Below are 25,552 nucleotides of genomic sequence, written 5' to 3' on the forward strand. Positions count from 1 at the left end.
GCTCAGCCTCCGGGGGCCGGGAGCACCGGTGCGCCGCCCGCCCCCGGGGCCAGCGGCAGCGCCGCCCAGATGATCTTCCCGCCGGCCGCGGTGTGCTCGACGTCGCAGACGCCGCCGGCCTCCGCGGTGATCTCCCGGACCAGGAGCAGCCCCCGGCCGCCGGTCTGCCCGTGGTCGGCGACCAGCGCGGTCGGGCGGTACGGGTGGCTGTCCTCGACGGCGACCCGCACCCAGGCGGCGCCGACGGCCACCTCGACGCCGACCGTCGGCGAGAGCAGGGCCGCGTGCCGTACGGCGTTGGTGACCAGCTCGGAGACGATGAGCAGCAGCCCGTGCACCAGGTCCGGGGGTGCGGGAACGTTTTGGCGGCGCAGCAGGTCCCGTACGGCGTGCCGGACGCTCGGTACCGCGGCGTCCTCGGCGGCGGCGGTGAAGCGCCAGACGCCCTCGTACGGCAGCGGGCCGGGGGGCGCGGGCGCCGCCACGGGCGGTGCGGCGACTCCCGGCGGCGGCCCCGCCGGGCCGCCTCGTGCACCGTCATCCATGTTCGGGTCCCCGTCCTCGGTCTCTCCGGCGTCCTGGGCCTCGGTGGCTTCCACGGTCCGAGTGTTGGGAATGCCCGGCTCCGAGTCCGGTACCTGACCGCAAAATGCCGCGTATCGAGCGGACTCGACCAGCCGATGGCGCCCCGTGTCCCGATTCGACCGGTCGGGCCAGGAGGCATCCAGAACGCGCGTGCGACGTCGCCCGCGGTCCGTGACGCGTGGGCACACCCCGCCAAGTCGTCCCGGTCCGGAACTTCCACACGGTCCCGTTCAAGGCCCTGCGATCGTCCAGCCGCTCGCGCCCCCGCAACGCATCCGGAAGCGGCGGCCGGACGAACTGCCGCCAGGCGTCCGACAGTTCATGGCGACGCGTCACGACACCAGGAACCACCCAGCGGTGACGGGGCCGAGGTCGACGCACCGGCGACCTCGGCCACCGACGAGTCGGGGGCCCCGTGAGCGCGTCACGGACCCTGAGACGCCGACCAAGCCTGCCGTGCACAAGGCGTTCATCGCCGAGCGCGGAGATTCCCGGTGCCGGCGCCCGGAACGCGTCGTGGATCGGGAGGAGGAGCTGCTTCGCAGGAGGAGCGGAGTGGCAGGGGGGGCGCACCCTCCGTCTCTTGCCGTGTCGGACGTTCGCGCGGACGCGTGTTATTCTCCACGCGGAAGGGACCTTCAGGTCAACCGCGAGGCTGGAAGAGGGAGGTGAGTCGATGTCTGCCGTGAAGGCTGCTGCCGTGCGCAGCGCACGCCGGACCATCCTCACGTCCCGGGCCCCGGTCTGACCTGACGTTCATCTCCCTGAGCCTGACGACTCGTAAGGGGCTGAGCCTCGCGCTCAACGGGGTCCCTGTTCAAGGGTCTCTACGTTGCATCAATCTACTTTCGGCCATGCTCAGCCGTACTCCCTGACGGATTACGGCTGGGACGAGGCGAGCGAGCACACCTTCACCCCTCATCGGGCCGCCGGCTTGATCCCGGCTCGTATCGTGCGAGCCGAGCGCGGCTCGTGCGAGGCGGTCACCGATGCCGGGATTCTCCGTGCGGAGATCCCCGATGCCGCTGGTCAGGCGAGTCCGTCGTCACCGTGCACGGGCGACTGGGCCGCCCTTCGCCCTGCCACTCCCCGTCACGGACCGGTACTGCACGCACTATTGGAGCGACGCACCGCCCTGGTTCGGTCCACCGCTTCGCGTACCTCCCAGGGCCACGTCCTGGCCGCCAACATCGACACGGTCGTGGTGACGGTCGCGCTGGACACGCCGCTGAAGCACGGCAGGACCGAACGTATGCTCGCCCTGGCCTGGGAGAGCGGCGCCCAGCCGGTCGTGGTGCTCACCAAGGCCGACCAGTGTGCGGACGCTCAACGCGCCGCAACGGAACTGTCCGAGGTGGCACCAGGCATCGACGTGCTGATCACCAGCGCCGTGAGCGGGCTGGGCCTGGACACCCTGACAGCCGTCCTGGACGGCACCGTCGTGCTGCTGGGGCCCTCGGGCGCCGGTAAGTCCACTCTGGGCAACCAGTTGTTGGGCGAGAACCGGCTGGCGACCGCGGCTGTGCGCGACGCGGACAACAAGGGGCGGCACACCACCGCGTGGCGGGAGCTGATTCCGCTGCCCGGCGGCGGGGTCCTGCTGGACACCCCCGGTCTGCGTGCGATCGGCCTGCACGACGCCCAGGACGGGCTGGAGCAGACCTTCGCCGAGATCGAGCACCTCGCACAGGACTGCCGGTTCAGGGACTGCGCGCATGTGGGGGAACCCGGCTGCGCCGTAGTGGCTGCCGTCGAGACAGGCGAGATCACCCAGCGCCGTCTGGACAGCTATCGCCAACTGCTGAGGGAGAACGCCTATGCGGCTTCCCGTACCGACGCCCGGTTGCGCGGCGACCGCGAGGCCGCCAGGAAGGACATCACCCGGCACCTGCGTGCCACCTACCAGTTCCGGGAGCGCCAACTGTGAACGGCGCCGGCCCCGCCGACTCCGTGACAGATCTGCCCCGGCGGGGCCCCGGCCCGGACGCCACCACACGCCGCCCGGTGGCAATGGCCGGGCCGCCGCCCGAGCGCCCGCACGTGCTGGACGCGGGCTGCGGCCCCGGCCGCTCCGCCTTGCTGCCGGCGGAGGAGGCCGGTGCGCACCTGATCTGGGCCGACGGCTTCGTGTACTCCGCGCACCGTGCGCAGATCGACATGCGGCGGGAACACAGGGGCTACCACTACGCCGCCCGCATCCTCCGCCCCCACCTCACCACCGAGAACGGAACCATGACCACCTGGAACGCCCGTCCCGAAACCGCTGACGACATCCCCGTCGTCCGTGAGATCCTCCTCGCGGCCTTTCCCACCGCCGCCGAGACCGACATCGTCGACGCCCTGCGCGCCGACGCCCAGGCGTGGATCGACGGTCTGTCGATGGTCACCACAGCCCCTGACAGCACCCCGGTCGGATACGCGCTGCTCACCCGCTGCCACGTCGGCGGTCAGCCTGCCCTCGCCCTGGCCCCGTGCGCGGTACTGCCCTCGGCCCAGCGTGCCGGAGCCGGCTCCGCGGCCATCCGCAGCGCCCTGGCCGCCGCCCAGGCCATGGGGGAAAACCTCGTCGTCGTCCTGGGCCATGCCGGCTACTACCCTCGGTTCGGCTTCACACCGGCCTCCCGCTTCGGCATCCGAGCCCCGTTCGACGTACCCGACGAAGCCATGATGGCGATGGCTCTCGATGACACTCGCCCCGTCCCGGCGGGCACCATCCGGTACCCGGCCGCGTTCGGCGTCTGACCGCTCCCGTGGCGCCCCGGGGCTCGTCCCCCCGGAGCGCCACGGCTTTCCCGGGCGGTCCGGCTGCCGGTCTTCGCGGAAATCGAGAGCCGCACGCCCCAGGCCCGGCAGCGCATGCCGCCGGGCGCCCGGGGGGGAAGGGGCCTCTGCCGTGTCCATAGGATCTGCCTCGATGAAGAAGCGCGTGCAGTTCACCGAGCAGGTTGTACGTTTCCGTGACTGCATACCGCCGGCAGACCGAAAGAAGTTCCAGCGTCTCGTCGACAGGATCGCAGCAGATCCTGAAGCCGCCGGCAGTCTCCTCGCCTACACGAACGACGCTGCGACCCGTGAGATCTCGGAAGACCGCTTGATGATCCACTACGTCGTGACGCGCTTGTTCGTGGTCGTCATCGAGGCCGACATCTACGACGCTTCGCGCGGCTTCAACGAGGTGTAGCCGGCCCGCGAAGGCCGCGCCCGGTGCGGATAGCATCCGGGCCATGGAGCCGCAGCTGAGCCACACCGTCGCCGAGGGCGTCGCCACGGTCGTCATCGACCATCCGGCCAAGCGCAACGCCATGACGCCCGCGATGTGGCGCGCGCTGCCGCCGCTCCTCGCGAAGCTGGCGGCGGACCCGTCGGTGCGGGCCCTGGTACTGACCGGCGCCGGGGGGACCTTCTGCGCCGGGGCGGACATCTCCTCGCTCGACGCCTCCGCCGAGGGCGGCGACGGCCCGCAACGCCTCTCGGTGCTGGCCGAGGAGGCGCTGGCCGCCTTCCCCCGGCCGACACTGGCCGCGGTGCGCGGGTACTGCGTGGGCGGCGGCGCCCAGCTGGCGGCCGCCTGCGACCTGCGGTTCGCCGAGGAGGGCAGCCGGTTCGGGGTGACCCCGGCCAAGCTGGGCATCGTCTACCCCGCCTCGTCCACCGCGCGGCTGGCCACCCTCACCGGGCCCGCCACCGCCAAGTACCTGCTCTTCTCGGGCGAGCTGATCGGCACCGAGCGGGCGCTGCGCTGCGGCCTGGTGGACGAGGTGCTGCCTGTCGGTGGGCTGGGGGCGCGGGTGGCCGCGTTCACGTCGGTGCTGGCCGCCCGTTCGCCGCTGACCCAGGCGGCCGCGAAGGAGTTCGTGGCGGGCCGTACCGACCGGATCGCCCACTGGGAGGACGAGGCCCGGCGCAGCACCGACGCCGCCGAGGGGGTGGCGGCCTTCCTGGAGCGCCGTGCGCCGCACTTCACCTGGACGCCCGCGACCACGGGCGAGTGAGCCGGGAGGGCGCCTGCCCTTCCCTCTCATACCGACTGGTCGGTAACGTCTGGGCCATGAGCACTCTTCCCGCACGCGCCGGACGCCGCTGCCACCACGCGGTCAACCCGTTCCACTCCGCCGTCTACTTCTCCCCCGACCTGCGCGAGGAGATGGCCGCGCTCGGCGTCACCGACCCCGACGCCGCCTACTTCGCCTCCCGGGCCGCCGCCTTCGGCGCGGTCGGCCCCGGCACGGTGACCGCCACCTTCTTCAACTTCCGGCACGACCTGGTCGCCCGCCACCTGCCCGCCGTCTGGGAGGTGGCCACCCCCGCCCAGGTCCTCGACGCACGGCTGCGCGCGGCCGACCGCACCCTGCGGCGGCTGCTCGGCGAGGAGGCGGTGGCCGCGCCGGAGGTGGCCGAGGCCGCGGAGCTGGCGCTGCGCGCCGCCGAGGGGTGCGCCCGCCCCGGCCGCCCGCTCTACGCCGCCCACGCCGACCTGCCGGTCCCGGCCGAGCCCCACCTCGCCTACTGGCACGCCGCCACCCTGCTGCGCGAGCACCGCGGCGACGCCCACCTGGCCGCGCTGCTCGACGCGGAACTCGACCCGCTGGAGGCGCTGATCAGCCACACCGCGACCGGCTTCGGCATGGCGCCCAAGTGGGTGCTGGGGACACGCGGCTGGACGCAGCAGGAGTGGGACGAGGCGAGCGCGCGGCTGGGCGCCCGCGGCATCCTCGACCAGGAGGGCTCCCTCACCGAAAAGGGGTCGGCGCTCCGGGCCGAACTGGAGGAGCGCACCGACCGGTTGGACGCCGGGCCCTACGAACACCTGGGCGCCGAGGGCACGCTGCGCCTGACCGAGCTGGCCAAGGACCTGCTCGGGCGGATCTTCGCGGCCGGGGCGTTCCCCGACGGCATGCTGGGGCGCGGCTGAGCTCTCCCGGCGTACGTGTCGCCCTCGCGGGCAGGGCCCCGGGGGTGACACGGCCGGTGGACGGGTGTGCGGGTCCGGCGGGCCGGGCTGCCACAATTGCGGCGCACCCTCAGTGAGAAGGCGGTACGGAGATCGTGACCACACCCAGCACCGGGTCCATCGAGAGCAGGATCGCCGAGCAGCTCGGCGTGCGGGAGCGGCAGGTGAGGGCAGCCGTCGAGCTGCTGGACGGCGGCGCCACGGTGCCGTTCATCGCGCGCTACCGCAAGGAAGCGACCGAGATGCTGGACGACGCCCAGCTGCGCACCCTCGAAGAGCGGCTGCGGTACCTGCGGGAGCTGGAGGAGCGGCGCACCGCCGTCCTCGAATCCGTCGCCGAGCAGGGCAAGCTGACCGACGAGCTGCGCGCGGCGATCGAGGCGGCCGAGACCAAGGCGCGGCTGGAGGACATCTACCTGCCGTTCAAGCCGAAGCGGCGCACCAAGGCGCAGATCGCCAGGGAGGCGGGGCTGGAGCCGCTGGCGGACAGCCTGTTGGGCGACCCCTCGGCCGAACCGCTGTCGGCGGCGGCCGCGTTCGCGGACCCGGAGAGGGGCGTGGCCGACGCGCAGGCGGCGCTGGACGGCGCCCGGGCGATCCTGGCCGAGCGGTTCTCCGAGGACGCGGACCTCATCGGCACCCTGCGCGAGCGGATGTGGGGGCGCGGGCGGCTGGCGGCCAAGGTCCGTGAGGGTCAGGAGGAGGCGGGGGCGAAGTTCTCCGACTATTTCGACTTCGCCGAGCCGTTCACCGAACTCCCCTCGCACCGGGTCCTCGCGATGCTGCGCGGCGAGAAGGAGGGCGTCCTCGACCTGAACCTGGAGCCGGAGGAGCCGCAGGCCGACCCCTCGGCGCCCTCCTCGTACGAGGTGGAGGTGGCGTCCCGGTTCGGGATCGCCGACCGGGGGCGCCCCGGGGACAAGTGGCTGCTGGACACGGCCCGGTGGGCCTGGCGGACGCGGATCATGGTGCACCTCGGCATCGACGTGCGCAGCCGGCTGCGGACGGCCGCCGAGGACGAGGCGGTGCGGGTCTTCGCCGCCAACCTGCGGGACCTGCTGCTCGCCGCGCCCGCCGGGACCCGGGCGACGCTCGGCCTGGACCCGGGGTTCAGGACCGGCGTGAAGGTGGCCGTGGTGGACGCCACCGGCAAGGTGGTGGCGACCGACACCATCTACCCGCACGTGCCGCGCAACCAGTGGGACGGGTCGCTGGAGAAGCTGGCCGCGCTGGCCAGGGCGCACCAGGTCGAGCTGGTCGCCATCGGCAACGGCACCGCCTCGCGGGAGACCGACAAGCTGGCCGGTGACCTGATCGCGGCCCACCCGGAGCTGAAGCTCACCAAGGTGATGGTCTCGGAGGCGGGCGCCTCGGTCTACTCGGCCTCGGAGTTCGCCTCGCAGGAGCTGCCGGAGCTGGACGTGTCGCTGCGCGGCGCGGTCTCGATCGCCCGGCGGCTCCAGGACCCGCTGGCGGAGCTGGTGAAGATCGACCCGAAGTCGATCGGGGTCGGCCAGTACCAGCACGACCTCTCCGAGGTGAAGCTCTCCCGTTCGCTGGACGCGGTGGTCGAGGACTGCGTCAACGGCGTCGGCGTGGACGTCAACACGGCCTCCGCGCCGCTGCTGGCCCGGGTTTCGGGCATCGGCTCGGGCCTCGCCGAGAACATCGTGGCGCACCGGGACAGCAACGGCCCGTTCACCTCCCGCAAGGCCCTCAAGGACGTCTCCCGGCTGGGCCCGAAGGCGTACGAGCAGTGTGCGGGCTTCCTGCGCATCCGGGGCGGGGACGACCCGCTGGACGCCTCGGCGGTGCACCCGGAGGCGTACCCGGTGGTGCGGCGGATGGCGAAGGCGGCGGGCGGTGTCGACGTGCTGATCGGGTCGGCGGCCACGCTGCGGTCGCTGAACGCCCAGGAGTTCGTGGACGAGAAGTTCGGTCTGCCGACGGTGACGGACATCCTGCGGGAGCTGGAGAAGCCGGGGCGCGACCCGCGTCCGGCCTTCCGGACGGCCACCTTCCGGGAGGGCGTGGAGAAGCTCTCCGACCTGGAGGCCGGGATGGTGCTGGAGGGCGTGGTCACCAATGTGGCCGCGTTCGGCGCCTTCGTGGACGTCGGCGTCCACCAGGACGGCCTGGTGCACGTCTCGGCGATGTCGCGGAACTTCGTCAAGGACCCGCGCGAGGTGGTCAAGCCCGGCGACATCGTGAAGGTCAAGGTCATGGAGGTGGACGCGGCGCGCAAGCGCATCTCGCTCACCCTGCGGCTGGACGACGAGCCGGGCGCGGCGGGCGGCGGCCGTGAGCGGCGCGGCGGCGAGGGCCGCTCCGGCGGGGGCCGTCCGGGGCAGCAGGGCCAGGGCGGCGGCGGCCGCCAGGGCGAGCGGCGCGGCGGCGCGCGCGCCCCGCAGCAGCGGCAGGGGCGGGGCGGCGGCCGGGGCCAGTCGGCTCCGCCGCCGGCCAACGACGCGATGGCCGACGCGCTGCGGCGGGCCGGGCTGCTCGACCCGAAGCGGCGCTGACACCCGCCCCCCACCGCGCCCGTCCCGGCCCCCACGGGCCGGGGCGGGCGCGGCGCGCCCGTTCCCGTCCACTTCACCGCATCCGCACACGAACGGACGCGAGGACTCTCACAGCATGAACGGGCCGAAGGCCGGATGGCGCACCCTTCGGTCACGTTATGCCCGGTTTTGCCGGGCGAGGAGCCGTTGGTTGAGCGGCAGTTGAAGCGGAAGCAAATTTTCCGCTTCTGTGGCGGAGCTGATACAAAACCCCGGAACGTTTTCGAAGATCCCGGCCCGCGTGATCCGCCGCCGGGACTCCCCCCACTCGACACGGTCCCCACGAGGGACCCGGGCCTTCCGGAGCCTGTATGACTTTCACGCCCTGGTCGCTGCTGAGCGACGCCGGTCTGCTCGCCGCCCTCCTGGTCACCGGTACCGTTCTGCGGGCCCGCGTCCGGCTGGTGCAGCGCCTGATGCTCCCCGCCAGCGTCATCGCAGGATTCCTCGGCCTGGCCCTCGGCCCCGAAGGGCTCGGGCTGCTGCCCTTCTCCGATCAGCTCGGCACCTACGCCTCGGTGCTGATCGTGGTGGTCTTCGCCTGCCTGGCGCTGACCGACGGGCTCTCCTTCAAGGGCATGGGCCGCTCGGCCGGCGCCTACGGCTCGTACAGCGTCGCGGCGTACGCGCTCCAGGTCGGCCTCGGCATGATCTTCGCGCTGGTGGTGCTCGGCCTCTTCTGGGACGTGCCGGACGGCTTCGGCACGCTGCTCTTCGCCGGATGGGCGGGGGGCTTCGGCACCGCGGCCGCGCTCGGCACCGCCTTCGAGGCCTCGGGCTGGGAGGGCGCCTCCTCGCTCGGGTTCACCGCGGCGACGGCCGGCATGCTGGCGGGCGTCGTCGGCGGGATCATCCTCAACAACTGGGGCGCCCGGAAGGGCCACACCCAGGGCATGGGCCGCTTCGAGACGCTTCCCGAGGAGCTGCGGACCGGCCTGGTGACCAAGTCCGAGGAGCGGACCGCGACCGGCTTCGCCACCACCTCCCCCTCCTCGGTGGAGCCGCTCGGCATCCAGATCTGCGTGGTCCTCATCATCTCGGCGGTCGCCTACGGCGTCTCCGAGTGGTTCACCGGCCTCTTCCCCTCGCTGATGGTGCCGGTCTTCGCCCTCGCCTTCATCGTGGGCCTCGCCATCCGCGCCGTACTGGCCCGCACCCCGGCCTGGGGGTACGTGGACGGCGAGTCGCTGAAGTCGGTCTCCGGGACCGCCACCGACGTCCTCATCACCTGCGGCATCGCCTCGATCGTGCCGAGCTTCGTCGCCGACTGGTGGCTGCCGCTGCTCGGGATGTTCGCCCTGGGCCTCGCGCTCTGCCTCTTCCTCTTCCTAGGGGTGGCGCCCCGGCTCTTCGCGGGCAACTGGTTCGAGAAGGCCGTCGTCACCTGGGGCTGGTCCACCGGCGCCGCCGCCACCGCCATCGCGCTGCTGCGGATGGTCGACCCGAAGCTCAAGAGCGGCACCCTGGAGGAGTTCGGGGTGGCGTACATCCCGGTGGCCCCGGTCGAGACGCTCACCGTCACCTTCGTGCCCGTCCTGGTCACCGCCGGTGCCGTCTGGGTGGTCGGCGGGGTGTGGACGGCGGTCGGGCTGGTCGCCCTGCTGCTGCCGTGGCTGCTCGGCTGGGCGCCCAAACGGCGAGCGGGGGGCGAGGCGGTCCCCGCGCCCCGCGAGGAAGCGGGCCTCTGACCCCGTAGCCCCCCGCCCCGGCTCAGACCTCGGTGACCCGCCCGTCCGCCACGCGCAGGCGGCGGGTCACCCGTACCGCCTCCAGCATCCGCCGGTCGTGGGTGACCAGCAGCAGCGTGCCGGTGAACGCCTCCAGGGCCGACTCCAGCTGCTCGATGGCGGGCAGGTCGAGGTGGTTGGTCGGCTCGTCCAGGACCAGCAGGTTGACGCCCTTGCCCTGGAGCAGGGCGAGCGCCGCGCGGGTCCGCTCCCCCGGCGAGAGGGTCGCGGCGGGGCGCAGCACGTGGTGGGCCTTGAGGCCGAACTTGGCCAGCAGGGTGCGCGCCTCGGCCGGGTCCATGTCGTCGGCGGCCGTCCGGAACGCCTCCAGGAGCGGTTCGGGCCCGTCGAAGAGGCGCCGGGCCTGGTCGACCTCGCCGGTCAGGACGCCCGAGCCGAGGGCGGCCGAGCCCTCGTCGACCGGGACGCGGCCGAGCAGGGCGGCGAGCAGCGTCGACTTGCCGGAGCCGTTGGCGCCGGTGATGGCGACGCGGTCTGCCCAGTCGACGCTGAGCGAGACCGGGCCGAGCTGGAAGCCGCCCCGGCGGAGCACCGCGTCGCGCAGGGTGGCGACGACCGCGCCCGAGCGGGGCGCGGCGGCGATCTCCATCCGCAGCTCCCACTCCTTGCGCGGCTCCTCGACCTCGTCCAGCCGCTCGATCATCCGCTGGGTCTGGCGGGCCTTGGCGGCCTGCTTCTCGCTCGCCTCGCTGCGCAGGTTGCGGCTGAGCTTGTCGTTGTCCCCGGCCTTGCGGCGGGCGTTCTTGGTCCCCTTGTCCATCCAGGCCCGCTGGGTGCGCCCGCGCTCCTCCAGCGCCGCCTTCCTCCCCGCGTACTCCTCGTACTCCTCGCGGGCGTGCCGCCGGGCGGTGGCCCGCTCCTCCAGGTACGCGGCGTAGCCGCCGCCGAAGAGGCGGATCTGCTGCTGGGCGAGGTCGAGTTCGAGGATCTTGGTGGTGGTGCGGGTGAGGAACTCGCGGTCGTGGCTGACGACGACGGTTCCGGCGCGCAGTCCGGTGACGAACGCCTCCAGCCGGTCCAGGCCGTCGAGGTCGAGGTCGTTGGTGGGCTCGTCCAGGAGGAAGACGTCGTAGCGGGAGAGGAGCAGCGAGGCGAGCGAGGCGCGGGCGGCCTGGCCGCCGGAGAGGGCGGTCATGGGGTGGTCGAGGCCGGTGGTCAGGCCGAGCGCGGCGGCCGTCTCCTCGGCCCGTTCGTCGAGGTCGGCGCCGCCGAGGGCGAGCCACCGCTCCAGTCCCGTCGCGTACGCGTCGTCGGCGCCCTCGGCCCCGGCGACCAGCGCCTCGGTGGCGGCGTCCAGCTCCGCCTCGGCGCGGGCCACGCCGGTGCGGCGGGCCAGGAAGTCCCGTACGGACTCGCCCGGGCGCCGGTCGGGCTCCTGCGGGAGGTGGCCGACGGTGGCGGTGGGCGGGGTGCGGCCGACGCTGCCCCGGCCGGGCGCGTCGAGTCCGGCGAGGAGGCGCAGCAGGCTGGACTTGCCGGCGCCGTTGGCACCGACCAGCCCGATCACGTCGCCCGGGGCGACGACCAGGTCGAGCCCTTCGAAGAGGGTGCGGTCGCCGTGCTGGGCGCTGAGGTCCCTGGCGACGAGGGTGGCAGTCACAGGTCGCGAGCATAGCGCCGTGAGCAGGGCGGTTGTGCCGCGCGTATCCTCGCCCGGGAGCAGGCCGAGCGGAGGATGGCGGACGTGGCGGGCAGCAGCGCGGGGCGGGACGGAACGCGGCCGGGCGAGGAGGCCCCCGGGCGCACCTCGCTCAGCGCCCGGGCCCGGGACGCGGTCCGGCAGCGGATCGTGGACCGCCGCTATCCGCAGGGCGCCCGCCTGGTGGAACGGGAGGTCGCCGAGGAGCTGCGGATGTCCCGTGTCCCGGTGCGTGAGGCGCTGCGGGCCCTGGTCGGCGAAGGACTCCTCGAACTCCTGCCGCACAGCGGGGTGCGGGTGCGCAGGCTGGAGCGGGCGGACGTGGAGCACCTGTACGAGGTGTGGGAACCGCTCGCGGTCCAGGCGTCCCGGCTCGCCGCCCGCCGGGTGGCGCGGGCCGCCCCTGGGGAGCTGCCGGGCACCGTCGCGCTGCGGAGTTCCCTCGACCGGGCCGAGCAGGCCGCCCGGGCCGACGAGGGGGCGCGTGAGGTGGCCGCGCACACCGCCTTCCACGAGGACATCGTGGCGCTGAGCGGCAACCCGATGCTCGCCCGCACCATGGAACAGCTCAGCGGACAGCTCCAGTTGCTCTTCGGGATGCGCGAGGAGCCGGAGCACATGCGGGCGCAGCACGCCGTCATGTTCCGGTACATCGCGGCGGGCGACGAGGAGTCGGCGGCGGCCAGCACGCTGCTGCACGTCCGGGACAGCCGGACGGTGGCCCTGCGCTCCCTCTTCGACGACGCCTAGGTTGGTATACCAGGGACGCCGGGCTGAAAGCAGACCCCTCCAGCTCCCACCCCACAACCTCCCCATGCGCCGCATAGTGCGCCTTCTTCCCGCCTGCCCGCAGAGCGGAACCGCTCCTTCCCAGCCTCTCGGCTCCCCTGGTATACAAAGTGCTCCCTGTTCTGCTTTTCGCGGCTGAAGGAGCCCTCCATGTGTGTCGAGAACACCCCGCCACCCTCCGGCCGTCTGACCCGGCGGGGTGTCCTCGCGGGCGCGGCGGCCCTGGCCGGGACCTCGGCCGTGCTGGCCCAGGCGGCCTCCCCCGCCGCCGCCTCGGGCGGTGCGCCGGCCGCCGGCCGGGGAGGGGCCGGCCGGGGCGGGGACCTGGTCGTGGAGGGCGGCACCCTGCTCGACCCGGCGACGGGCGAGGTCACCGAGGACGCCGTCGTCGTGATCACCGGGGGCGTCGTCCGCGCGGCCGGGTCCCGGGCCCGCCTCGGCAACCGCGTACCGTCCCGCGTGCCGGTGCTGCGGGCGCACGGCCGGTGGGTCCTGCCCGGACTGGTGGACTCCCACATCCACCTCAACACGGCCGCCGAGGCGCGGGACGCCGTCCTCAAGGGCGCGACCAGCGCGCGCAGCGGCTCGACCAGCTTCTTCCAGGACATCGCCGTACGCGAGCTGGCCCGCCAGGCCCCCGAGCAGGCGCCCCGGCTCCGCGCGGCGGGCGTCTTCGTCACGCCGGACCTCGGTGACACCCTCCTCGCCGACCCGGAACTCGCCCCGCTGGCCCGGCTCCGCGACGGGGTGCGCTCGCCCGAGGCGCTGCGGCGCGTCGTCGAGGTGAACCTCGCGCGCGGCGCCGACACGGTCAAGACCCGGGTGAACGAGCGCGCCGGGCTGCCGGACCAGGACCCGCTCACCCAGGTCTACGACCACGAGCAGCTCTCCGCGATCGTCGCGGCGGCCCGGCGCGGCGGCAAGGGCGTGCTCTGCCACAGCTACAGCGAGAAGGGCTGCCACGACGCGGTGACGGCGGGCATCCGCTCCCTGGAGCACGGCGCCTTCGTCGGCGAGCGCACCCTGCACGAGATGCGCCGCCGGGACACCTGCTTTACGCCGACGCTCACCGCCATCGCGGGGCTCGCCGACTCCTCGGACCCGGTGCTGGCCGAGCGGGGCCGTACCTACCTGCCGGTCCTGAAGCGGGCCGTGCTGGCCGCGCACGAGCTGGGCGTGCCACTCGCCGCCGGGACGGACTCCTCGGGCGGGACGGTCGACCCGGTCGGCGGCGAGGTGGTCCTCATGCACGCGGCCGGACTGCCCGCCCTCGACGCCCTCCGCACGGCGACCACCGGCGCCGCCAAGCTCCTCGGCCTCGGCTCCACGGTCGGCCGTCTCGCCCGGGGCTACGCGGGGGACGTGCTCGTCGTGGACGGTGACCCGCTGGCCGACCCCGGTGTGCTGACCCGCCCGGCGCACGTCGTGCGCGCCGGGTTCCAGGTCCAGGCCCAGGCCGCTTGATCCCCCGTCCCCGAAGGAGCTTGTGATGCACCCCCACTCCCCCGCCGCCACCGGCCTGACCCGGCGCGGCGTGCTGGTCGGCACCGCCGCCTTCGCGGGCGCCGCCGCGACCGCCACCGCTTCCGGTGCCGAGGCCGCGCCGGGCCGCCCGGCGCGCGCCACGGTCTTCAGGAACGTCCGGCCCTACGGCGCGAAGCGGCCCACCGACCTCGTGGCCGTCGACGGCCTCCTCGCCTCCGGCCCCGCCCCGCACGGCGCCGAGGTGGTCGACTGCGGGGGCCGGATCGCGCTGCCGACCCTGGTGGACGCCCACATCCACCCCGACAAGACGGCGTGGGGGGAGCCCTGGGTGAGCCGGAACCCGGCCGGCTCCATCGCCGAGTACACCGAGGAGGACGTGAAGCTCCACCACGCCCTGCGGACGCCCCTGAAGGAGCGGGCGGAGCGGCTGATGGGCCACGCGGTCACCCGGGGTACACGGGCGATGCGCGCCCACGCCGACGTCGCCCCCGCCTTCGACCTGGCGGGCGTCGAGGGCGTCGGCTCGGCGCGCCGGAATCTGCGGCACGCGCTCGACGTGGAGATCGTGGCCTTCCCCCAGCACGGGGTGATCCGCACGCCGGGCACCCGGGAGCTGCTGGAGGAGGCGGCGCGTACGGGGGCGGTCGACCGGATCGGCGGCATCGACCCGATCGGCTTCGACGAGGCCCTCGACGAGCAGCTCGACGTGGTCTTCGGCATCGCCGACCGGCACGGTGTGGGCGTCGACATCCATCTGCACGAACGGGCGGCGACCGGGCTCCAGTCGCTGCGCGCGATCATCGCCCGTATCCGGGCCCTCTCCCTGCAGGGGAAGGTGACGGTCAGCCACGTCTTCTGCGTCCCCGGCCTGCCCGAACGCGAGCTGGACCAGCTGGCGGCGGAACTCGCGGACGCCGGAATCTCCCTCACCACCGTCGCGCCCAGCTCCGGCCTGGTCCTCCCCATCGGCCGGCTGCGCGCACACGGGGTCGAGGTCGGCCTCGGCTCGGACGGCGTCCGGGACTCCTGGAGCCCCTTCGGCAACGCCGACATGCTGCACCGCGCGCACCTGCTCGCCTGGGTACGCGACGCCCGCCTCGACGAGGAACTGGAGGCCGCCTTCCGGGCCGGCGCCGACGGCGGGGCCCGCCTCCTGGGCCTCCCGGAGACCGACCTGAAGCCCGGCTCCCCGGCCGACTTCCTCCTCGTACGCGGCGCATGCCTGCCGCAGATCCTGGTGGACCTGCCTCAGCGCGACCTGGTGGTCCGCGCGGGGCGCGTGGTGGCCCGCGACGGGGAACTGACCGGGCGCTGACGGAGCGCGCCCCAGCCCACCGGGCGTACTGCTCCCAGCCCGGTCAGGGCGGGTTCCGGCACCCCTCGTGTCCGCATTCCGCCCATCGTCCCCTCCCCGTCAGATCAGCCGGAAGAGATCCGCCGCCGCCCGCACGTCCGTCAGGTCCTCGATCGGGCGGAGGTTGTCGCACAGGGCCTCCAGGACCGAACCGGAGGCGGTGGCCGTCGGCGCGCCGACGGCGAGGCCGAAGAGGCGGAAGCCGAGGCGGTGTCTGGCCTTCAGCCAGTCGCGGGTCCACTGCTCGGTCACGCCGCACTCGTCGTCGGTGATGAGCACGATGTCGCCCCGTCCGCGTGCGTCCGTGTCGAACTCCTCCGCGAGGAGGTCGGCGGCGGCCGACAGGGGGCGCTGGTAGCTGGTGCCGCCGCCGAGGAAGGTCTCCGCGAACTCCAGGACCCGCGCGACCGGGGCGGGCCGGTCGGCCGGGAAGCGGAAGACCTGGAGCTTGTCGGCGGCGGAGAAGAGGATGCCGACGAAGTCGCGCCGGGCGTGGCGGGCCTGGTCGAGCAGGGCCAGGGCGCACGCCTTGGACCAGGCCTCGCGGGTGATGCCGCCGGGCCCCTCCTCGTACATGGAGTGGGAGGTGTCGACGCAGGCGATGACCGCCCCCTGGCCCGTCGTCTGCTCGCCCCGGCTGTCGTAGAGCATGAGTTCCCCGGCCGCGTACCGGGCCGCGAAGACCGCGCGCAGTTCCGGCAGTCCGAGGTGGGCCAGTTCGGAGGGGAGGACCCGGGAGAGGTCGTCGCCGACGGTGACGCCGATCAGTTCGCCGGTGGCGTTCTCGACCTTGCGGGCGCGCTCACCGTCGGCCATCTGCCGGAAGCGGCCGATCAGTTCGGCCCATCGCGCCAGGCGGCTGGTGCGCAGCCGCTCGGCGAGGCGGGCGCGCTGCTCGTAGGGCATCCGTTCCAGTTCGCCGTGGCCCACACCCCAGGCCCGCATCAGCGCGGCCTCCTCGCGGGTGACGCGCACGGCCTGTGCGGTGGCGGTGCGGGCGGCGGCGCGGATGCCGGGGGCCACCGCTTCCAGGGCCTGACGAGCGGCGGCCTCGGCCCGGGAGGCCGCCTGCCCGGCGGTGGCGGCGGGCGCGGAGGCGGGCCCCGCCGCGCCGTCGGCCGAGGTCGCCCCGGCGCCGAGGGCGCCGGCGGTTGCTCCGGCCTGTTGCGCCGCCTGACCCGCCTCCCGGGACAGGCGGTCGGCGCTCCGGCGGGCCTCGGCCGCCCGGGCGGCCGCCTCCCGGGCCGGCTCGGTACGGTCCAGCAGCAGCCGCAGGGCCGGGGCCTCGGCCAGCACGGCCAGGGCCGCCGCGTACGGGTCTCCGGCCGTCTCGCGGCGCAGCGCGGCGAAGCCCGGGGAGGCGGCCAGCTCCGCGACGACCTGGCGGTTGAAGCGCCGGGAAGGGGCCATCTCGGCCGCCTCGCGCACCCGGGGCGCGGCCAGGTAGGCGGCGAGGAAGGCGTCGGCGAGCAGGTCGGTGGTGTGGGCGTGGCGGGCCGCCAGTTCGGCGGCGAGCTCCCGCAGCGCGGCCGACTGGGCATAGAGGTCGCGCCAGGCGATCCTGTCGTACGGGTCCGCGACCACCGCGCCGGTGTGACCCGGTTCGGCCGGCTCCTGCCCTGTGCTGTCCGCCATGGCGGGCTCCCCCGCCTTCAGAGCTGCGCCTGGACCGTGCTGGCGTCCACGCCCAGCGCCTCGGTGAGGACGCGGGCGCGTACCGCTCGCTGACGGCCGGTGACGCGTTCGATGGCGGCGGTGGAGCATCCGGCGGCGGCCGCCTCCTCGCGCAGCCTCTCCAGGCGCGTGCCGGCCAGGGCCAGTTTCTGGTGGGCGTTCTTGATGACCCACTCGCTGAGCGCCTCCCGGGACTGGCCGGCCATCGAGTCGAGCTGCGCCTCCAGCTCCTCGATGGTGTCGGCCAGGTCGAGCGCCTCCCGGGCGTCGGGGTTGACCAGCTGGAGCACTTCGCGCTCGACCGTCGGCCGCTGGGCGGGCGAGTCCCAGAGCACGTGGGTGAGGACGGAGAGATCGGTCTCGGCGACTTCGGGGCGGCCGTCGAGGTAGGCGCCGGCCTGGAGGAGGCGTACCGACTGGCGCCAGCGGCGGTCGGAGGCGATCAGTTCCTTGCGGCGCAGGGCGGCCCGCAGGGTGCAGAGGGCGTCCACCACCGCGTCGGGGACGGGCACGGCCGGCACCTCCTCGGTGACCGCGTGCTGGAGCGCGGCCAGGGTGACGGTGGTGCGCCTCGGCGGGGCGGGCGGGGTGACGGCGGAGCGGATCAGGGCGGCGAAGTTCGAGGGGTCGGCGAGGTAGCCGACCTCGATCCGTACCAGCAGCCGGTCGTAGACGGCGGCGCTCTCCTCGCCGGAGGGGAGTTCGTTGCTGGCGGTGATGGCGCCGATCAGGGGGCAGCGGATGGGCTCGCCGCCGTTCTCGGGGTGGTAGAGCCGTTCGTTGAGGAAGCCGAGGGTCTCGTTGAGCGCGGCGGTGGAGCACTTGAAGATCTCGTCGACGAAGGCGATGTGCGCGGTGGTGGCCCGGCCTTCGAAGACCTGCCGGTACTCGCCCCGGGCCAGCGCGCCGACGTCGACCGGCCCGAACATCCGCGTCGGCGCGGTGAACTTGGAGAGCAGGATCTCCCAGTACGCGGCACCCTCCACGCGGCCGGTGACCTCGCGGGCCAGTTCCGACTTGGCCGTCCCCGGCGGGCCGAGCAGCAGCGAGTGCTGGCCGGCCAGCAGCGTGGCCCAGAGGGTGCGCACCACGTCGGCCCGTTCGTGGAAACGCTCGGACAGCTCGCCGCAGACGGCCCGCAGCCGCTCCGCCGTGTTTCCCTCCGGCGCCTCGTGCTCCCGCTGCTCCTGGTGTGCCGCCATCCCCGGCTCCTCCCCCTCGACCGGTCGCCATGGTCACACAGACCGGCCGCCGACCCCGCCCTCCCCCGGGAGGCGGCCCCTCCGTTACGGTCCGGCCATGAACGGCGAAACGATCGTGGTGGGCGGCGGAGTCATCGGGCTGACCTCGGCGGTGGTGCTCGCGGAAGCGGGTCACCGGGTCCGGCTGTGGAGCCCCGAGGAGCTGGGGGCGACGACCTCGGCGGTGGCGGGCGGCCTGTGGTGGCCGTACCGCATCGAGCCGGAGGAGCGGGTCGGCGCCTGGGCGCTGCGCTCGCTGGAGGTCTACGCGGGGCTGCTGGACCGGCCCGAGGAGACCGGCGCACGCCTGGTCTCAGGGGTGCACGCGGCGACCCCGCTCGACGGGCTCGGCGCCTGGGCCGCCGACGTGGACGGGCTGCGGGCGGCGACCGAGGCGGAGTACACGCCGGGCGACGGGCTGTGGGCGCGGCTGCCGGTGCTGGACATGCCGACGCATCTGACCTGGCTGGTGCGGCGGCTGGAGGCGGCCGGGGGCCGCGTCGAGCGACGGACGGCCACATCGCTGGCGGAGGCCGCCGAGGGTGCCCGGGCGGTGGTCAACTGCACCGGGCTGGGCGCGGCCCGGCTGGTCCCCGACGCGGGGATGCGGCCGGTGCGCGGGCAGCTGGTCGTGGTGGAGAACCCGGGGGTGGACACCTGGTTCACCCACACCGGCACGGGCGCCGCGTCCACGTACTTCATCCCGCAGCCGGGCCGGCTGCTGCTGGGCGGGACCGCCGAGGCCGGGGCGGACTCCCTGGAGCCCGACCCGGCGACCGCGCGGGAGATCGTGGCGCGCTGCGCCGCGCTGCGGCCGGAGATCGCCGGGGCCCGGGTGCTCGGCCACCGGGTGGGGCTGCGCCCCGAGCGGGCCGGCGGGGTCCGGCTGGAGCGCGAGGAACTGCCCGGCGGTGGCGTGCTGGTGCACAACTACGGGCACGGCGGGGCCGGGGTGACCGTGGCCTGGGGGTGCGCCGACGAGGTGGCGGCGCTGGTGGACGCGTAACCGGAGGGGCGTACCGGCTCCCGCCCCCGGGACGCCTGTGCCCGCCGCGCCTCGGAAGGCGGGGCGGGCACGGGCTCGGTGGCGCGGGGTCAGGACTTGACGTGGATGCGCTCCCCGCCGTCCCCGTCGTCCTCGGGACCGGTGATGCCGATCGGGTCACCCGCGCTCTCGGGCCCCTGGCCGGGTCCAATGCGGATCTCGAAGTCGCCGTCGTACTTCTCGTGACCGGCGACGACGGCCATCTCGACGGCCTCGTTGCCCATCACACCGCGCACGATGAGCGGGTCGCGGCGCAGGTCGCGCATGAGGGCGACGCACATGCCGATCATCACCAGGACGAACGGCGCGGCGACCAGGATGGTGAGGTTCTGCAGGCCCGCCAGGGCGTCGTCCTCGCCCCCGCCGATCAGCAGCATGATCGCGGCGACGGCTCCGGTGACGACACCCCAGAAGACGACGACGAACCGGCCCGGCTCCAGACGGCCCTTCTGCGAGAGGGTGCCCATCACGATGGAGGCCGCGTCGGCGCCGGAGACGAAGAAGATCCCGACCAGGACCATCACCAGGATGCTGGTGACGGTGGCGATCGGGTACTCGGCGAGGACGCCGAAGAGCTGCGCCTCCTGGGTGGCGTCGGCGGCGAGCCGGCCCTCCTCCGACAGGGTCATCGCGGTGGTGCCGAAGACGGCGAACCAGATGAGGCTGACGGTGCTGGGCACCAGGATGACGCCGCCGACGAACTGGCGGATGGTGCGGCCCCGGCTGATCCGGGCGATGAACATGCCGACGAACGGCGTCCAGGAGATCCACCAGGCCCAGTAGAAGACCGTCCAGGAGCCGAGCCAGTCGCCGACGCCTTCGCCCGTGGAGGCCTCGGTGCGGCCGATGAGCTGCGGGAGGTCCTGGAGGTAGGCGCCGATGGAGGTCGGCAGCATGTCGAGCATGATGACGGTCGGCCCGGCGATGAAGACGAAGAGCGCGAGCAGCAGGGCCAGCACCATGTTGATGTTGGAGAGCCACTGAATGCCGCGTTCCACGCCGGAGACGGCGGAGGCGACGAAGGCCACGGTCAGCACGGCGATGATGACGACCAGCAGGCCGGTCCCGGCGACCGAGAGCCAGTCCAGCTCCTCGATGCCGCTGCCGATCTGGAGGGCGCCGAGGCCGAGCGAGGCGGCGGAGCCGAAGAGGGTCGCGAAGATCGCGATGATGTCGATGACGCGGCCCCAGACGCCCCGGGAGCGCTTCTCACCGATGAGCGGCTCGAAGACCGCGCTGATGGTCTGACGGCGGCGCCGCCGGAACGTGCTGTAGGCGATGGCGAGGCCGACCACGGCGTAGATCGCCCACGGGTGGAGCGTCCAGTGGAAGAGGGTGGTCGCCATCGCGGTCTGCATGGCCTCGCCGGCGTCGGCCGGGTCGGTGCCGGGCGGCGGGTCGGCGAAGTGGGCGAGCGGCTCGCTGACGCCGAAGAACATCAGGCCGATGCCCATGCCGGCGCTGAACATCATGGCGATCCAGGAGACGGTCCGGAACTCCGGTCCCTCCCCCTCGGCGCCCAGGGTGATCTTGCCGTAACGACTCATCGCCAGCCACAGGGCGAAGACGACGAAGCCGGTGGCGGCGAGCATGAAGGCCCAGCCGCCGTTGTGGATGAGCCAGTTCAGCATCGTGCTGGAGGCGGACTCCAGCGCGTCGGTGGCGAGAGCGCCCCACAGGACGAAGGCCAGGGTGAGGGCCGCGGTCACACCGAACACGATGCGGTCGGTGGTGGGCCCGCTGCGTTCGGCGGGGCCGCCGGGTGGGGTGTCCGGCGCGAGCTTCGGGCCGTCGCCGGTCCCTGGTGTGTGCTTGTCGCGCGTCACAGGCGGCACCTTTCGGGATGGACGTGGGTAGGGGGACAAAAGGACATGTATCCGCTGACGCCTACCACAGGGCCGCACCCGGACAGGCCGGTGAGGGCCGGTGTCGGACGGTTCCCGCCGTCAGGCGGTACGTCCGGCCTGCCGGCCGGGGGACCTGGGCGGGCGCGGGCCCATGGGGCCACAGCACTTCGCCCCTGCCCAGACCGGCGCATCTTGCACCTGCCAAAAGCGGGGATTGTGTGCGCATGGGGCCGCCCGTTTCCGGTCGCGCGAAGTCCAGAACCGGACATGTCCGGTTCCTCCCTGAGGGAAGGTCCGGTTCCGCCTCTCCGGACGCCGTGGCCACTTTCACCACACCGGTGAGACAGCAATACTGTTGCACTCGACAGGAGGCGCTGACATGACGACGGAGACCGGCGGGCCGACGCTCACGATCGACGAGCTGGCCGCCCGGACGGGGGTCACCGTCCGCACCATCCGCTTCTACTCCACCCGCGGCCTGCTGCCGCCCCCGGCCATCGGCCCGCGCCGGGTGGGCCACTACGGCCCCGCGCACCTGTCGCGGCTGGCGCTGATCGAGGACCTCCAGCACCAGGGGCTGACCCTGGCCGCGATCGAGCGGTACCTGGAGCGGCTCCCGGCCGACCTGAGCGACCAGGACCTCGCCCTGCACCGGGCCCTGGTCGCGGCCTGGGTGCCGGACGCGGCCGAGGAGACCTCCCGGGCGGAGCTGGAGCGGCGGGCCGGGCGGCCGCTGACCGGGCAGGACGTGGCGCGGCTGACCGCGATGGGCGCGCTGGCGGGCGGGGCCGAGCCGGACGCCTTCCTGGTCGACCCGGGGATGCTCCGGCTCGGCCTGCAACTGCTGGACGTGCCGATCTCGCACGAGGCGATCCTCGCGGCGCGGGCCATCCTCATGGAGCACGCCCGCGCGGCCGCGGCGGAGCTGTCGCGGCTCTTCAAGGACGAGGTGTGGGAGCACGCCGGGGCCTCCGGCGATCCCGGCGAGGTGGAGCGGATCAAGTCGCTCTCGGCCCACATGCAGCCGCTGGTGGTGCAGGCCCTGGTGGCGACGTTCCAGCGCTCGCTGAGGGACGAACTGCGCAGCTGGCTGCCGGCGGGCGCGGACAAGGAGTAGGACGGCTCGTACGACGGTGCCCCCGTCCGCCTGCGCCAGGCGGACGGGGGCACCGGTGCGGGAGGGGGCGGGTCAGTCGGTGAACCGCTCGCCCTTCTCGGCCTTGGCCACCAGCAGCGCGGGGGGCGTGAACCGCTCGCCGTAGGTGGCGGCCAGTTCCTCGGCGCGGGCAACGAAGCCGGGCAGGCCGCCCTCGTAGCCGTTGATGTACTGGAGGATGCCGCCGGTCCAGGCGGGGAAGCCGATGCCCATGATGGAGCCGATGTTGGCGTCGGCGACCGAGGTGAGGACGCCTTCCTCGACGAGGCGGACGGTGTCCAGCGCCTCCGAGAAGAGCATCCGCTCCTGCATGTCCTTGAACGGGATGGTGGTGCCGGGCCGGGTGAAGTGCTCGCGCAGGCCCGGCCAGAGCCCGGCGCGGGAGCCGTCCTCGGCGTAGTCGTAGAAGCCGGCGCCGCCGCTGCGGCCGGTGCGGCCGAACTCGTCGACCATGCGGTCCACCACCGCGTCGGCGGGGTGGTCGGGCCAGGTGCCGCCGGCTTCCTCGATCGCCTTCTTCGTCTCGTTGCGGATCTTGCGGGGCAGGGTGAGGGTCAGCTCGTCGATCAGGGAGAGGACCTTGGCCGGGTAGCCGGCCTGGGCGGCTGCCTGCTCGACGGAGACCGGGTCGAGTCCCTCGCCGACCATGGCGACGCCCTCGTTGATGAAGTGGCCGATGACCCGGGAGGTGAAGAAGCCCCGGGAGTCGTTGACCACGATCGGGGTCTTCTTGATCTGCCGGACCAGGTCGAAGGCGCGGGCCAGCGCCACGTCGCCGGTCCGCTCGCCCTTGATGATCTCCACCAGCGGCATCTTGTCGACCGGCGAGAAGAAGTGCAGGCCGATGAAGTCCTCCTGCCGCTTCACGCCCTCGGCGAGGGCGGTGATGGGCAGGGTGGAGGTGTTCGAGCAGAGCAGCGCGTCGGGGGCGACCACGTCCTGGATCTCCTGGAACACCTTGTGCTTGAGCGAGGTGTCCTCGAAGACCGCCTCGATCACCGCGTCGCACCCGGCGAGGTCGGCGACCTCGGCGGTCGGTGTGATCCGGGCGAGCACCTGGTCCGCCTTCTCCCGGGTGGTACGGCCCCGGGAGACGGCCTTGTCGCACAGCTTCTCGGAGTACGCCTTGCCCTTGGCGGCGGCCTCGGGGGTGACGTCCTTGAGCAGGACCTCGATGCCGGCGCGGGCGCAGGAGTAGGCGATGCCGGCGCCCATCATCCCGGCGCCGAGGACGGCGACCTTGCGGACGGTGGAGCGCTCCACGTCCTTCGGCCGGTTGGCGCCGGAGTTGACGGCCTGGAGGTCGAAGAAGAACGCCTGGATCATGTTCTTGGCGATCTGCCCGGTGACCAGCTCGGTGAAGTAGCGGGCCTCGATGACCTGGGCCGTCTCGAAGTCGACCTGGGAGCCCTCGACGGCGGCCGCGAGGATGTTGCGCGGGGCCGGGTACGGGGCGCCGGAGGTCTGCTTCTTGAGGTTGGCCGGGAACGCCGGGAGGTTGGCGGCGAACTTGGGGTGGGCCGGGGTGCCGCCCGGGATGCGGTAGCCCTTGACGTCCCAGGGCTGGACCGACTCCGGGTGGGCGTCGATGAAGGCGCGGGCGTCCACCAGCATCTGCTCGGGCGTCTCGGCGACCGCGTGCACGAGGCCGTTGTCGAGGGCACGGCGCGGGCTGTACTGGGTGCCCTGGAGGAGCAGCTTGAGCAGCGCGTCGGTGACGCCGAGCAGCCGCACGGTACGGGTCACGCCGCCGCCGGCCGGCAGCAGGCCGAGGGTGACCTCGGGCAGGCCGATCTTGGAGCCGGGGGCGTCCAGGGCGATGCGGTGGTGGCAGGCGAGGGCGATCTCGTAGCCGCCGCCGAGGGCCGCGCCGTTGATGGCGGCGACGACCGGCTTGCCGAGGGTCTCGATGCGGCGCAGCGCCTTCTTGATGGCGAGGCCGCGCTCGAAGACCTCCTGGGCCTGGTCGGGCGTGGCCTGGATCATGTCCTTGAGGTCGCCGCCGGCGAAGAAGGTCTTCTTCGCGGAGGTGACGATGATCCCGCGGATGGTGTCCTTCTCGGCCTCCGCGCGGTCGGCGATCTCGCCGATCGAGCGGATGAAGGCCGCGTTCATGGTGTTGGCGGACTGGGCCGGGTCGTCGAGGACGAGGGTGACGACGCCGGTGTCGTCCTGCTCCCAGCGGATGGTCGACGCGGTGGTGGACTCACTCATGTGTGGCTGCTCCGTAAGGCGGGCGGAAGGGCGGGGGCGCGGGCGGATCAGAGGCGTTCGACGATGGTGGCGACGCCCATGCCGCCGCCGACGCAGAGGGTGGCGAGGCCGTACCGCTTGTCCTGCCGCTCCAGTTCGTCGATGAGGGTGCCGAGGATCATCGCGCCGGTGGCGCCGAGGGGGTGGCCGAGCGCGATGGCGCCGCCGTTGACGTTGACCTTGTCCAGGCTGAGCCCCATGTCCTTGACGAAGCGCAGCACCACACCGGCGAACGCCTCGTTGATCTCGACGAGGTCGATGTCGTCGATGGTCAGCCCGGCCTTGGCGAGCGCCTTGCGGGTGGCGGGGGCGGGGCCGGTCAGCATGATGGTGGGCTCGGAGCCGGAGACGGCGGCGGAGACGATCCGGGCGCGCGGGGTCAGGCCGTACCGCTCGCCGGTCTCGCGGCTGCCGACGGCGACCAGGGAGGCGCCGTCGACGATGCCGGAGGAGTTGCCCGCGTGGTGGACGTGGTCGATCTTCTCGACCCAGTGGTACTTCTGGAGCGCCACGGCGTCGAAGCCGCCGAGGTCGCCGATGCCCGCGAAGGACGGCTTGAGGGCGGCGAGGGAGTCGGCGGTGGTGCCGGGCCGCAGGTGCTCGTCGTGGTCGAGGACGGTCAGGCCGTTGCGGTCGCGGACGGGCACGACCGAGCGGGCGAACCGGCCCTCCTTCCAGGCGGTGGCGGCGCGCTCCTGGGAGAGGGCGGCGTACTCGTCGACGTCGCGGCGGCTGAACCCCTCGATGGTGGCGATGAGGTCGGCGCCGATGCCCTGGGGGGCGAAGCCGGTCTCGAAGCTGGTCATCGGGTCCATCGCCCAGGCGCCGCCGTCCGAGCCCATGGAGACGCGGGACATCGACTCGACGCCGCCCGCCAGGACCAGGTCCTCCCAGCCGGAGCGGACCTTGGCGGCGGCCAGGTTGACGGCCTCCAGGCCGGAGGCGCAGAAGCGGTTCTCCTGGACGCCCGCGACGGAGTCCGGCAGCCCGGCGGCGATGGCCGCGATCCGGGCGATGTCGGAGCCCTGGTCGCCGATGGGGCTGACCACGCCGAGGACGATGTCGTCCACGGCGGCCGGGTCGAGGCCCGGGAAACGGGCGCGGATCTCGTGGATGAGGCCGACGACGAGGTCGATCGGCTTGGTGCCGTGCAGGGAGCCGTTGGCCTTGCCGCGACCGCGCGGGGTGCGGATCGCGTCGTAGACGTACGCTTCGGTGGTCAAG

20 protein-coding genes are annotated in these 25,552 nt (G+C 73.6%); 12 read left to right on the top strand and 8 right to left on the bottom strand.

Annotated elements, in window-relative coordinates; translation table 11 throughout:
• Nucleotides 1–2: 2 nt before the first annotated feature.
• Together OIM89_RS02135 and OIM89_RS29950 are read right to left on the bottom strand one after the other, a co-directional pair.
• Nucleotides 3–545 carry an ATP-binding protein gene (locus tag OIM89_RS02135; protein WP_217685671.1) on the bottom strand — a complete coding sequence of 181 codons (543 nt, stop codon included), beginning with the start codon at nt 543–545 and terminating at the stop codon, nt 3–5.
• Entirely contained in the window at nt 538–1,308 is a 771-nt protein-coding gene (locus tag OIM89_RS29950) for a transposase (RefSeq protein WP_368423286.1), read from the bottom strand. Before OIM89_RS29950 ends, OIM89_RS02135 begins: the two co-directional genes overlap by 8 nt.
• A gap of 109 nt (nt 1,309–1,417) precedes the next feature.
• On the opposite strand from OIM89_RS29950, the gene rsgA reads away from it, so the two are divergent.
• The 7 genes from rsgA (at nt 1,418) to OIM89_RS02170 (ending at nt 9,785) form a co-directional block, all read left to right on the top strand.
• Entirely contained in the window at nt 1,418–2,512 is a 1,095-nt protein-coding gene (gene rsgA / locus OIM89_RS02140) for a ribosome small subunit-dependent GTPase A (RefSeq protein WP_151167529.1), read from the top strand.
• A 305-nt stretch (nt 2,513–2,817) separates the two neighbouring features.
• Nucleotides 2,818–3,327, top strand: coding sequence for a GNAT family N-acetyltransferase (locus OIM89_RS02145; RefSeq protein WP_047466991.1), 510 nt, complete (start codon nt 2,818–2,820; stop codon nt 3,325–3,327).
• Nucleotides 3,328–3,499: 172 nt separating this feature from the next.
• A complete protein-coding gene (locus tag OIM89_RS02150; protein WP_264490925.1) occupies nt 3,500–3,766 on the top strand; it encodes a hypothetical protein in 267 nt (88 codons plus the stop codon).
• 43 nt (nt 3,767–3,809) lie between these two features.
• Complete coding sequence (locus OIM89_RS02155; protein ID WP_047466629.1) at nt 3,810–4,577, top strand: enoyl-CoA hydratase/isomerase family protein; 768 nt, start codon at nt 3,810–3,812, stop codon at nt 4,575–4,577.
• 56 nt (nt 4,578–4,633) lie between these two features.
• Entirely contained in the window at nt 4,634–5,497 is an 864-nt protein-coding gene (locus OIM89_RS02160) for an SCO6745 family protein (RefSeq protein ID WP_030694963.1), read from the top strand.
• A gap of 134 nt (nt 5,498–5,631) precedes the next feature.
• Nucleotides 5,632–8,058 carry a Tex family protein gene (locus tag OIM89_RS02165; protein ID WP_264490926.1) on the top strand — a complete coding sequence of 809 codons (2,427 nt, stop codon included), beginning with the start codon at nt 5,632–5,634 and terminating at the stop codon, nt 8,056–8,058.
• Between the two features lie 350 nt (nt 8,059–8,408).
• Entirely contained in the window at nt 8,409–9,785 is a 1,377-nt protein-coding gene (locus OIM89_RS02170; RefSeq protein ID WP_030694961.1) for a sodium/glutamate symporter, read from the top strand.
• Nucleotides 9,786–9,807: 22 nt separating this feature from the next.
• Here the strand turns inward: OIM89_RS02170 and OIM89_RS02175 are convergent, their stop codons facing one another.
• Nucleotides 9,808–11,445 carry an ABC-F family ATP-binding cassette domain-containing protein gene (locus tag OIM89_RS02175; protein ID WP_264490927.1) on the bottom strand — a complete coding sequence of 546 codons (1,638 nt, stop codon included), beginning with the start codon at nt 11,443–11,445 and terminating at the stop codon, nt 9,808–9,810.
• Between the two features lie 75 nt (nt 11,446–11,520).
• On the opposite strand from OIM89_RS02175, the gene OIM89_RS02180 reads away from it, so the two are divergent.
• The 3 genes from OIM89_RS02180 to OIM89_RS02190 all read left to right on the top strand — a co-directional run bounded on the left by OIM89_RS02180 (nt 11,521) and on the right by OIM89_RS02190 (nt 15,073).
• Complete coding sequence (locus OIM89_RS02180; protein ID WP_195730078.1) at nt 11,521–12,234, top strand: GntR family transcriptional regulator; 714 nt, start codon at nt 11,521–11,523, stop codon at nt 12,232–12,234.
• Nucleotides 12,235–12,423: 189 nt separating this feature from the next.
• Entirely contained in the window at nt 12,424–13,737 is a 1,314-nt protein-coding gene (locus tag OIM89_RS02185; protein ID WP_030694958.1) for an amidohydrolase family protein, read from the top strand.
• 25 nt (nt 13,738–13,762) lie between these two features.
• Nucleotides 13,763–15,073, top strand: coding sequence for an amidohydrolase family protein (locus OIM89_RS02190; protein WP_264490928.1), 1,311 nt, complete (start codon nt 13,763–13,765; stop codon nt 15,071–15,073).
• 99 nt (nt 15,074–15,172) lie between these two features.
• Here the strand turns inward: OIM89_RS02190 and OIM89_RS02195 are convergent, their stop codons facing one another.
• Entirely contained in the window at nt 15,173–16,747 is a 1,575-nt protein-coding gene (locus OIM89_RS02195) for a VWA domain-containing protein (RefSeq protein ID WP_030694956.1), read from the bottom strand.
• Nucleotides 16,748–16,764: 17 nt separating this feature from the next.
• Nucleotides 16,765–17,988 (bottom strand): AAA family ATPase, encoded by a 1,224-nt coding sequence (locus OIM89_RS02200; RefSeq protein ID WP_264490929.1) that lies wholly within the window; start codon nt 17,986–17,988, stop codon nt 16,765–16,767.
• Nucleotides 17,989–18,085: 97 nt separating this feature from the next.
• On the opposite strand from OIM89_RS02200, the gene OIM89_RS02205 reads away from it, so the two are divergent.
• The gene (locus tag OIM89_RS02205) at nt 18,086–19,033 is read left to right on the top strand and encodes an NAD(P)/FAD-dependent oxidoreductase (protein WP_257381138.1); all 948 of its coding nucleotides are present in this window, start codon (nt 18,086–18,088) and stop codon (nt 19,031–19,033) included.
• 89 nt (nt 19,034–19,122) lie between these two features.
• On the opposite strand, the gene OIM89_RS02210 is transcribed toward OIM89_RS02205, so the two are convergent.
• Nucleotides 19,123–20,898: a BCCT family transporter gene (locus OIM89_RS02210; RefSeq protein ID WP_030694953.1), complete on the bottom strand. Its 1,776-nt coding sequence runs from the start codon at nt 20,896–20,898 to the stop codon at nt 19,123–19,125.
• A 400-nt stretch (nt 20,899–21,298) separates the two neighbouring features.
• Here OIM89_RS02210 and OIM89_RS02215 point away from each other — a divergent pair, with 400 nt between their 5' ends.
• Entirely contained in the window at nt 21,299–22,036 is a 738-nt protein-coding gene (locus OIM89_RS02215) for a MerR family transcriptional regulator (protein WP_030694952.1), read from the top strand.
• A gap of 72 nt (nt 22,037–22,108) precedes the next feature.
• On the opposite strand, the gene OIM89_RS02220 is transcribed toward OIM89_RS02215, so the two are convergent.
• The gene (locus OIM89_RS02220; protein ID WP_030694951.1) at nt 22,109–24,289 is read right to left on the bottom strand and encodes a 3-hydroxyacyl-CoA dehydrogenase NAD-binding domain-containing protein; all 2,181 of its coding nucleotides are present in this window, start codon (nt 24,287–24,289) and stop codon (nt 22,109–22,111) included.
• A gap of 47 nt (nt 24,290–24,336) precedes the next feature.
• The gene (locus OIM89_RS02225; RefSeq protein ID WP_030694950.1) at nt 24,337–25,551 is read right to left on the bottom strand and encodes an acetyl-CoA C-acetyltransferase; all 1,215 of its coding nucleotides are present in this window, start codon (nt 25,549–25,551) and stop codon (nt 24,337–24,339) included.
• Nucleotide 25,552: the final 1 nt, after the last annotated feature.

The organism is Streptomyces sp. BI87 (assembly GCF_025957665.1).
Classification (GTDB): Bacteria; Actinomycetota; Actinomycetes; order Streptomycetales; family Streptomycetaceae; genus Streptomyces; species Streptomyces albidoflavus.

Bases quoted from the DNA above. Each gene is read 5' to 3' on its own strand.
- OIM89_RS02205 (WP_257381138.1), top strand. From the start codon at position 18,086: ATGAACGGCGAAACGATCGTGGTGGGCGGCGGAGTCATCGGGCTGACC.
- OIM89_RS02150 (WP_264490925.1), top strand. From the start codon at position 3,500: ATGAAGAAGCGCGTGCAGTTCACCGAGCAGGTTGTACGTTTCCGTGAC.
- OIM89_RS02195 (WP_030694956.1), bottom strand. From the start codon at position 16,747: ATGGCGGACAGCACAGGGCAGGAGCCGGCCGAACCGGGTCACACCGGC.
- OIM89_RS29950 (WP_368423286.1), bottom strand. From the start codon at position 1,308: ATGGTCCGGCGTGCGCTGCGCACGGCAGCAGCCTTCACGGCAGACATC.
- OIM89_RS02170 (WP_030694961.1), top strand. From the start codon at position 8,409: ATGACTTTCACGCCCTGGTCGCTGCTGAGCGACGCCGGTCTGCTCGCC.
- OIM89_RS02215 (WP_030694952.1), top strand. From the start codon at position 21,299: ATGACGACGGAGACCGGCGGGCCGACGCTCACGATCGACGAGCTGGCC.
- OIM89_RS02155 (WP_047466629.1), top strand. From the start codon at position 3,810: ATGGAGCCGCAGCTGAGCCACACCGTCGCCGAGGGCGTCGCCACGGTC.
- OIM89_RS02160 (WP_030694963.1), top strand. From the start codon at position 4,634: ATGAGCACTCTTCCCGCACGCGCCGGACGCCGCTGCCACCACGCGGTC.
- OIM89_RS02185 (WP_030694958.1), top strand. From the start codon at position 12,424: ATGTGTGTCGAGAACACCCCGCCACCCTCCGGCCGTCTGACCCGGCGG.
- OIM89_RS02220 (WP_030694951.1), bottom strand. From the start codon at position 24,289: ATGAGTGAGTCCACCACCGCGTCGACCATCCGCTGGGAGCAGGACGAC.
- OIM89_RS02135 (WP_217685671.1), bottom strand. From the start codon at position 545: ATGGATGACGGTGCACGAGGCGGCCCGGCGGGGCCGCCGCCGGGAGTC.
- OIM89_RS02200 (WP_264490929.1), bottom strand. From the start codon at position 17,988: ATGGCGGCACACCAGGAGCAGCGGGAGCACGAGGCGCCGGAGGGAAAC.
- OIM89_RS02180 (WP_195730078.1), top strand. From the start codon at position 11,521: ATGGCGGACGTGGCGGGCAGCAGCGCGGGGCGGGACGGAACGCGGCCG.
- OIM89_RS02190 (WP_264490928.1), top strand. From the start codon at position 13,763: ATGCACCCCCACTCCCCCGCCGCCACCGGCCTGACCCGGCGCGGCGTG.
- OIM89_RS02145 (WP_047466991.1), top strand. From the start codon at position 2,818: ATGACCACCTGGAACGCCCGTCCCGAAACCGCTGACGACATCCCCGTC.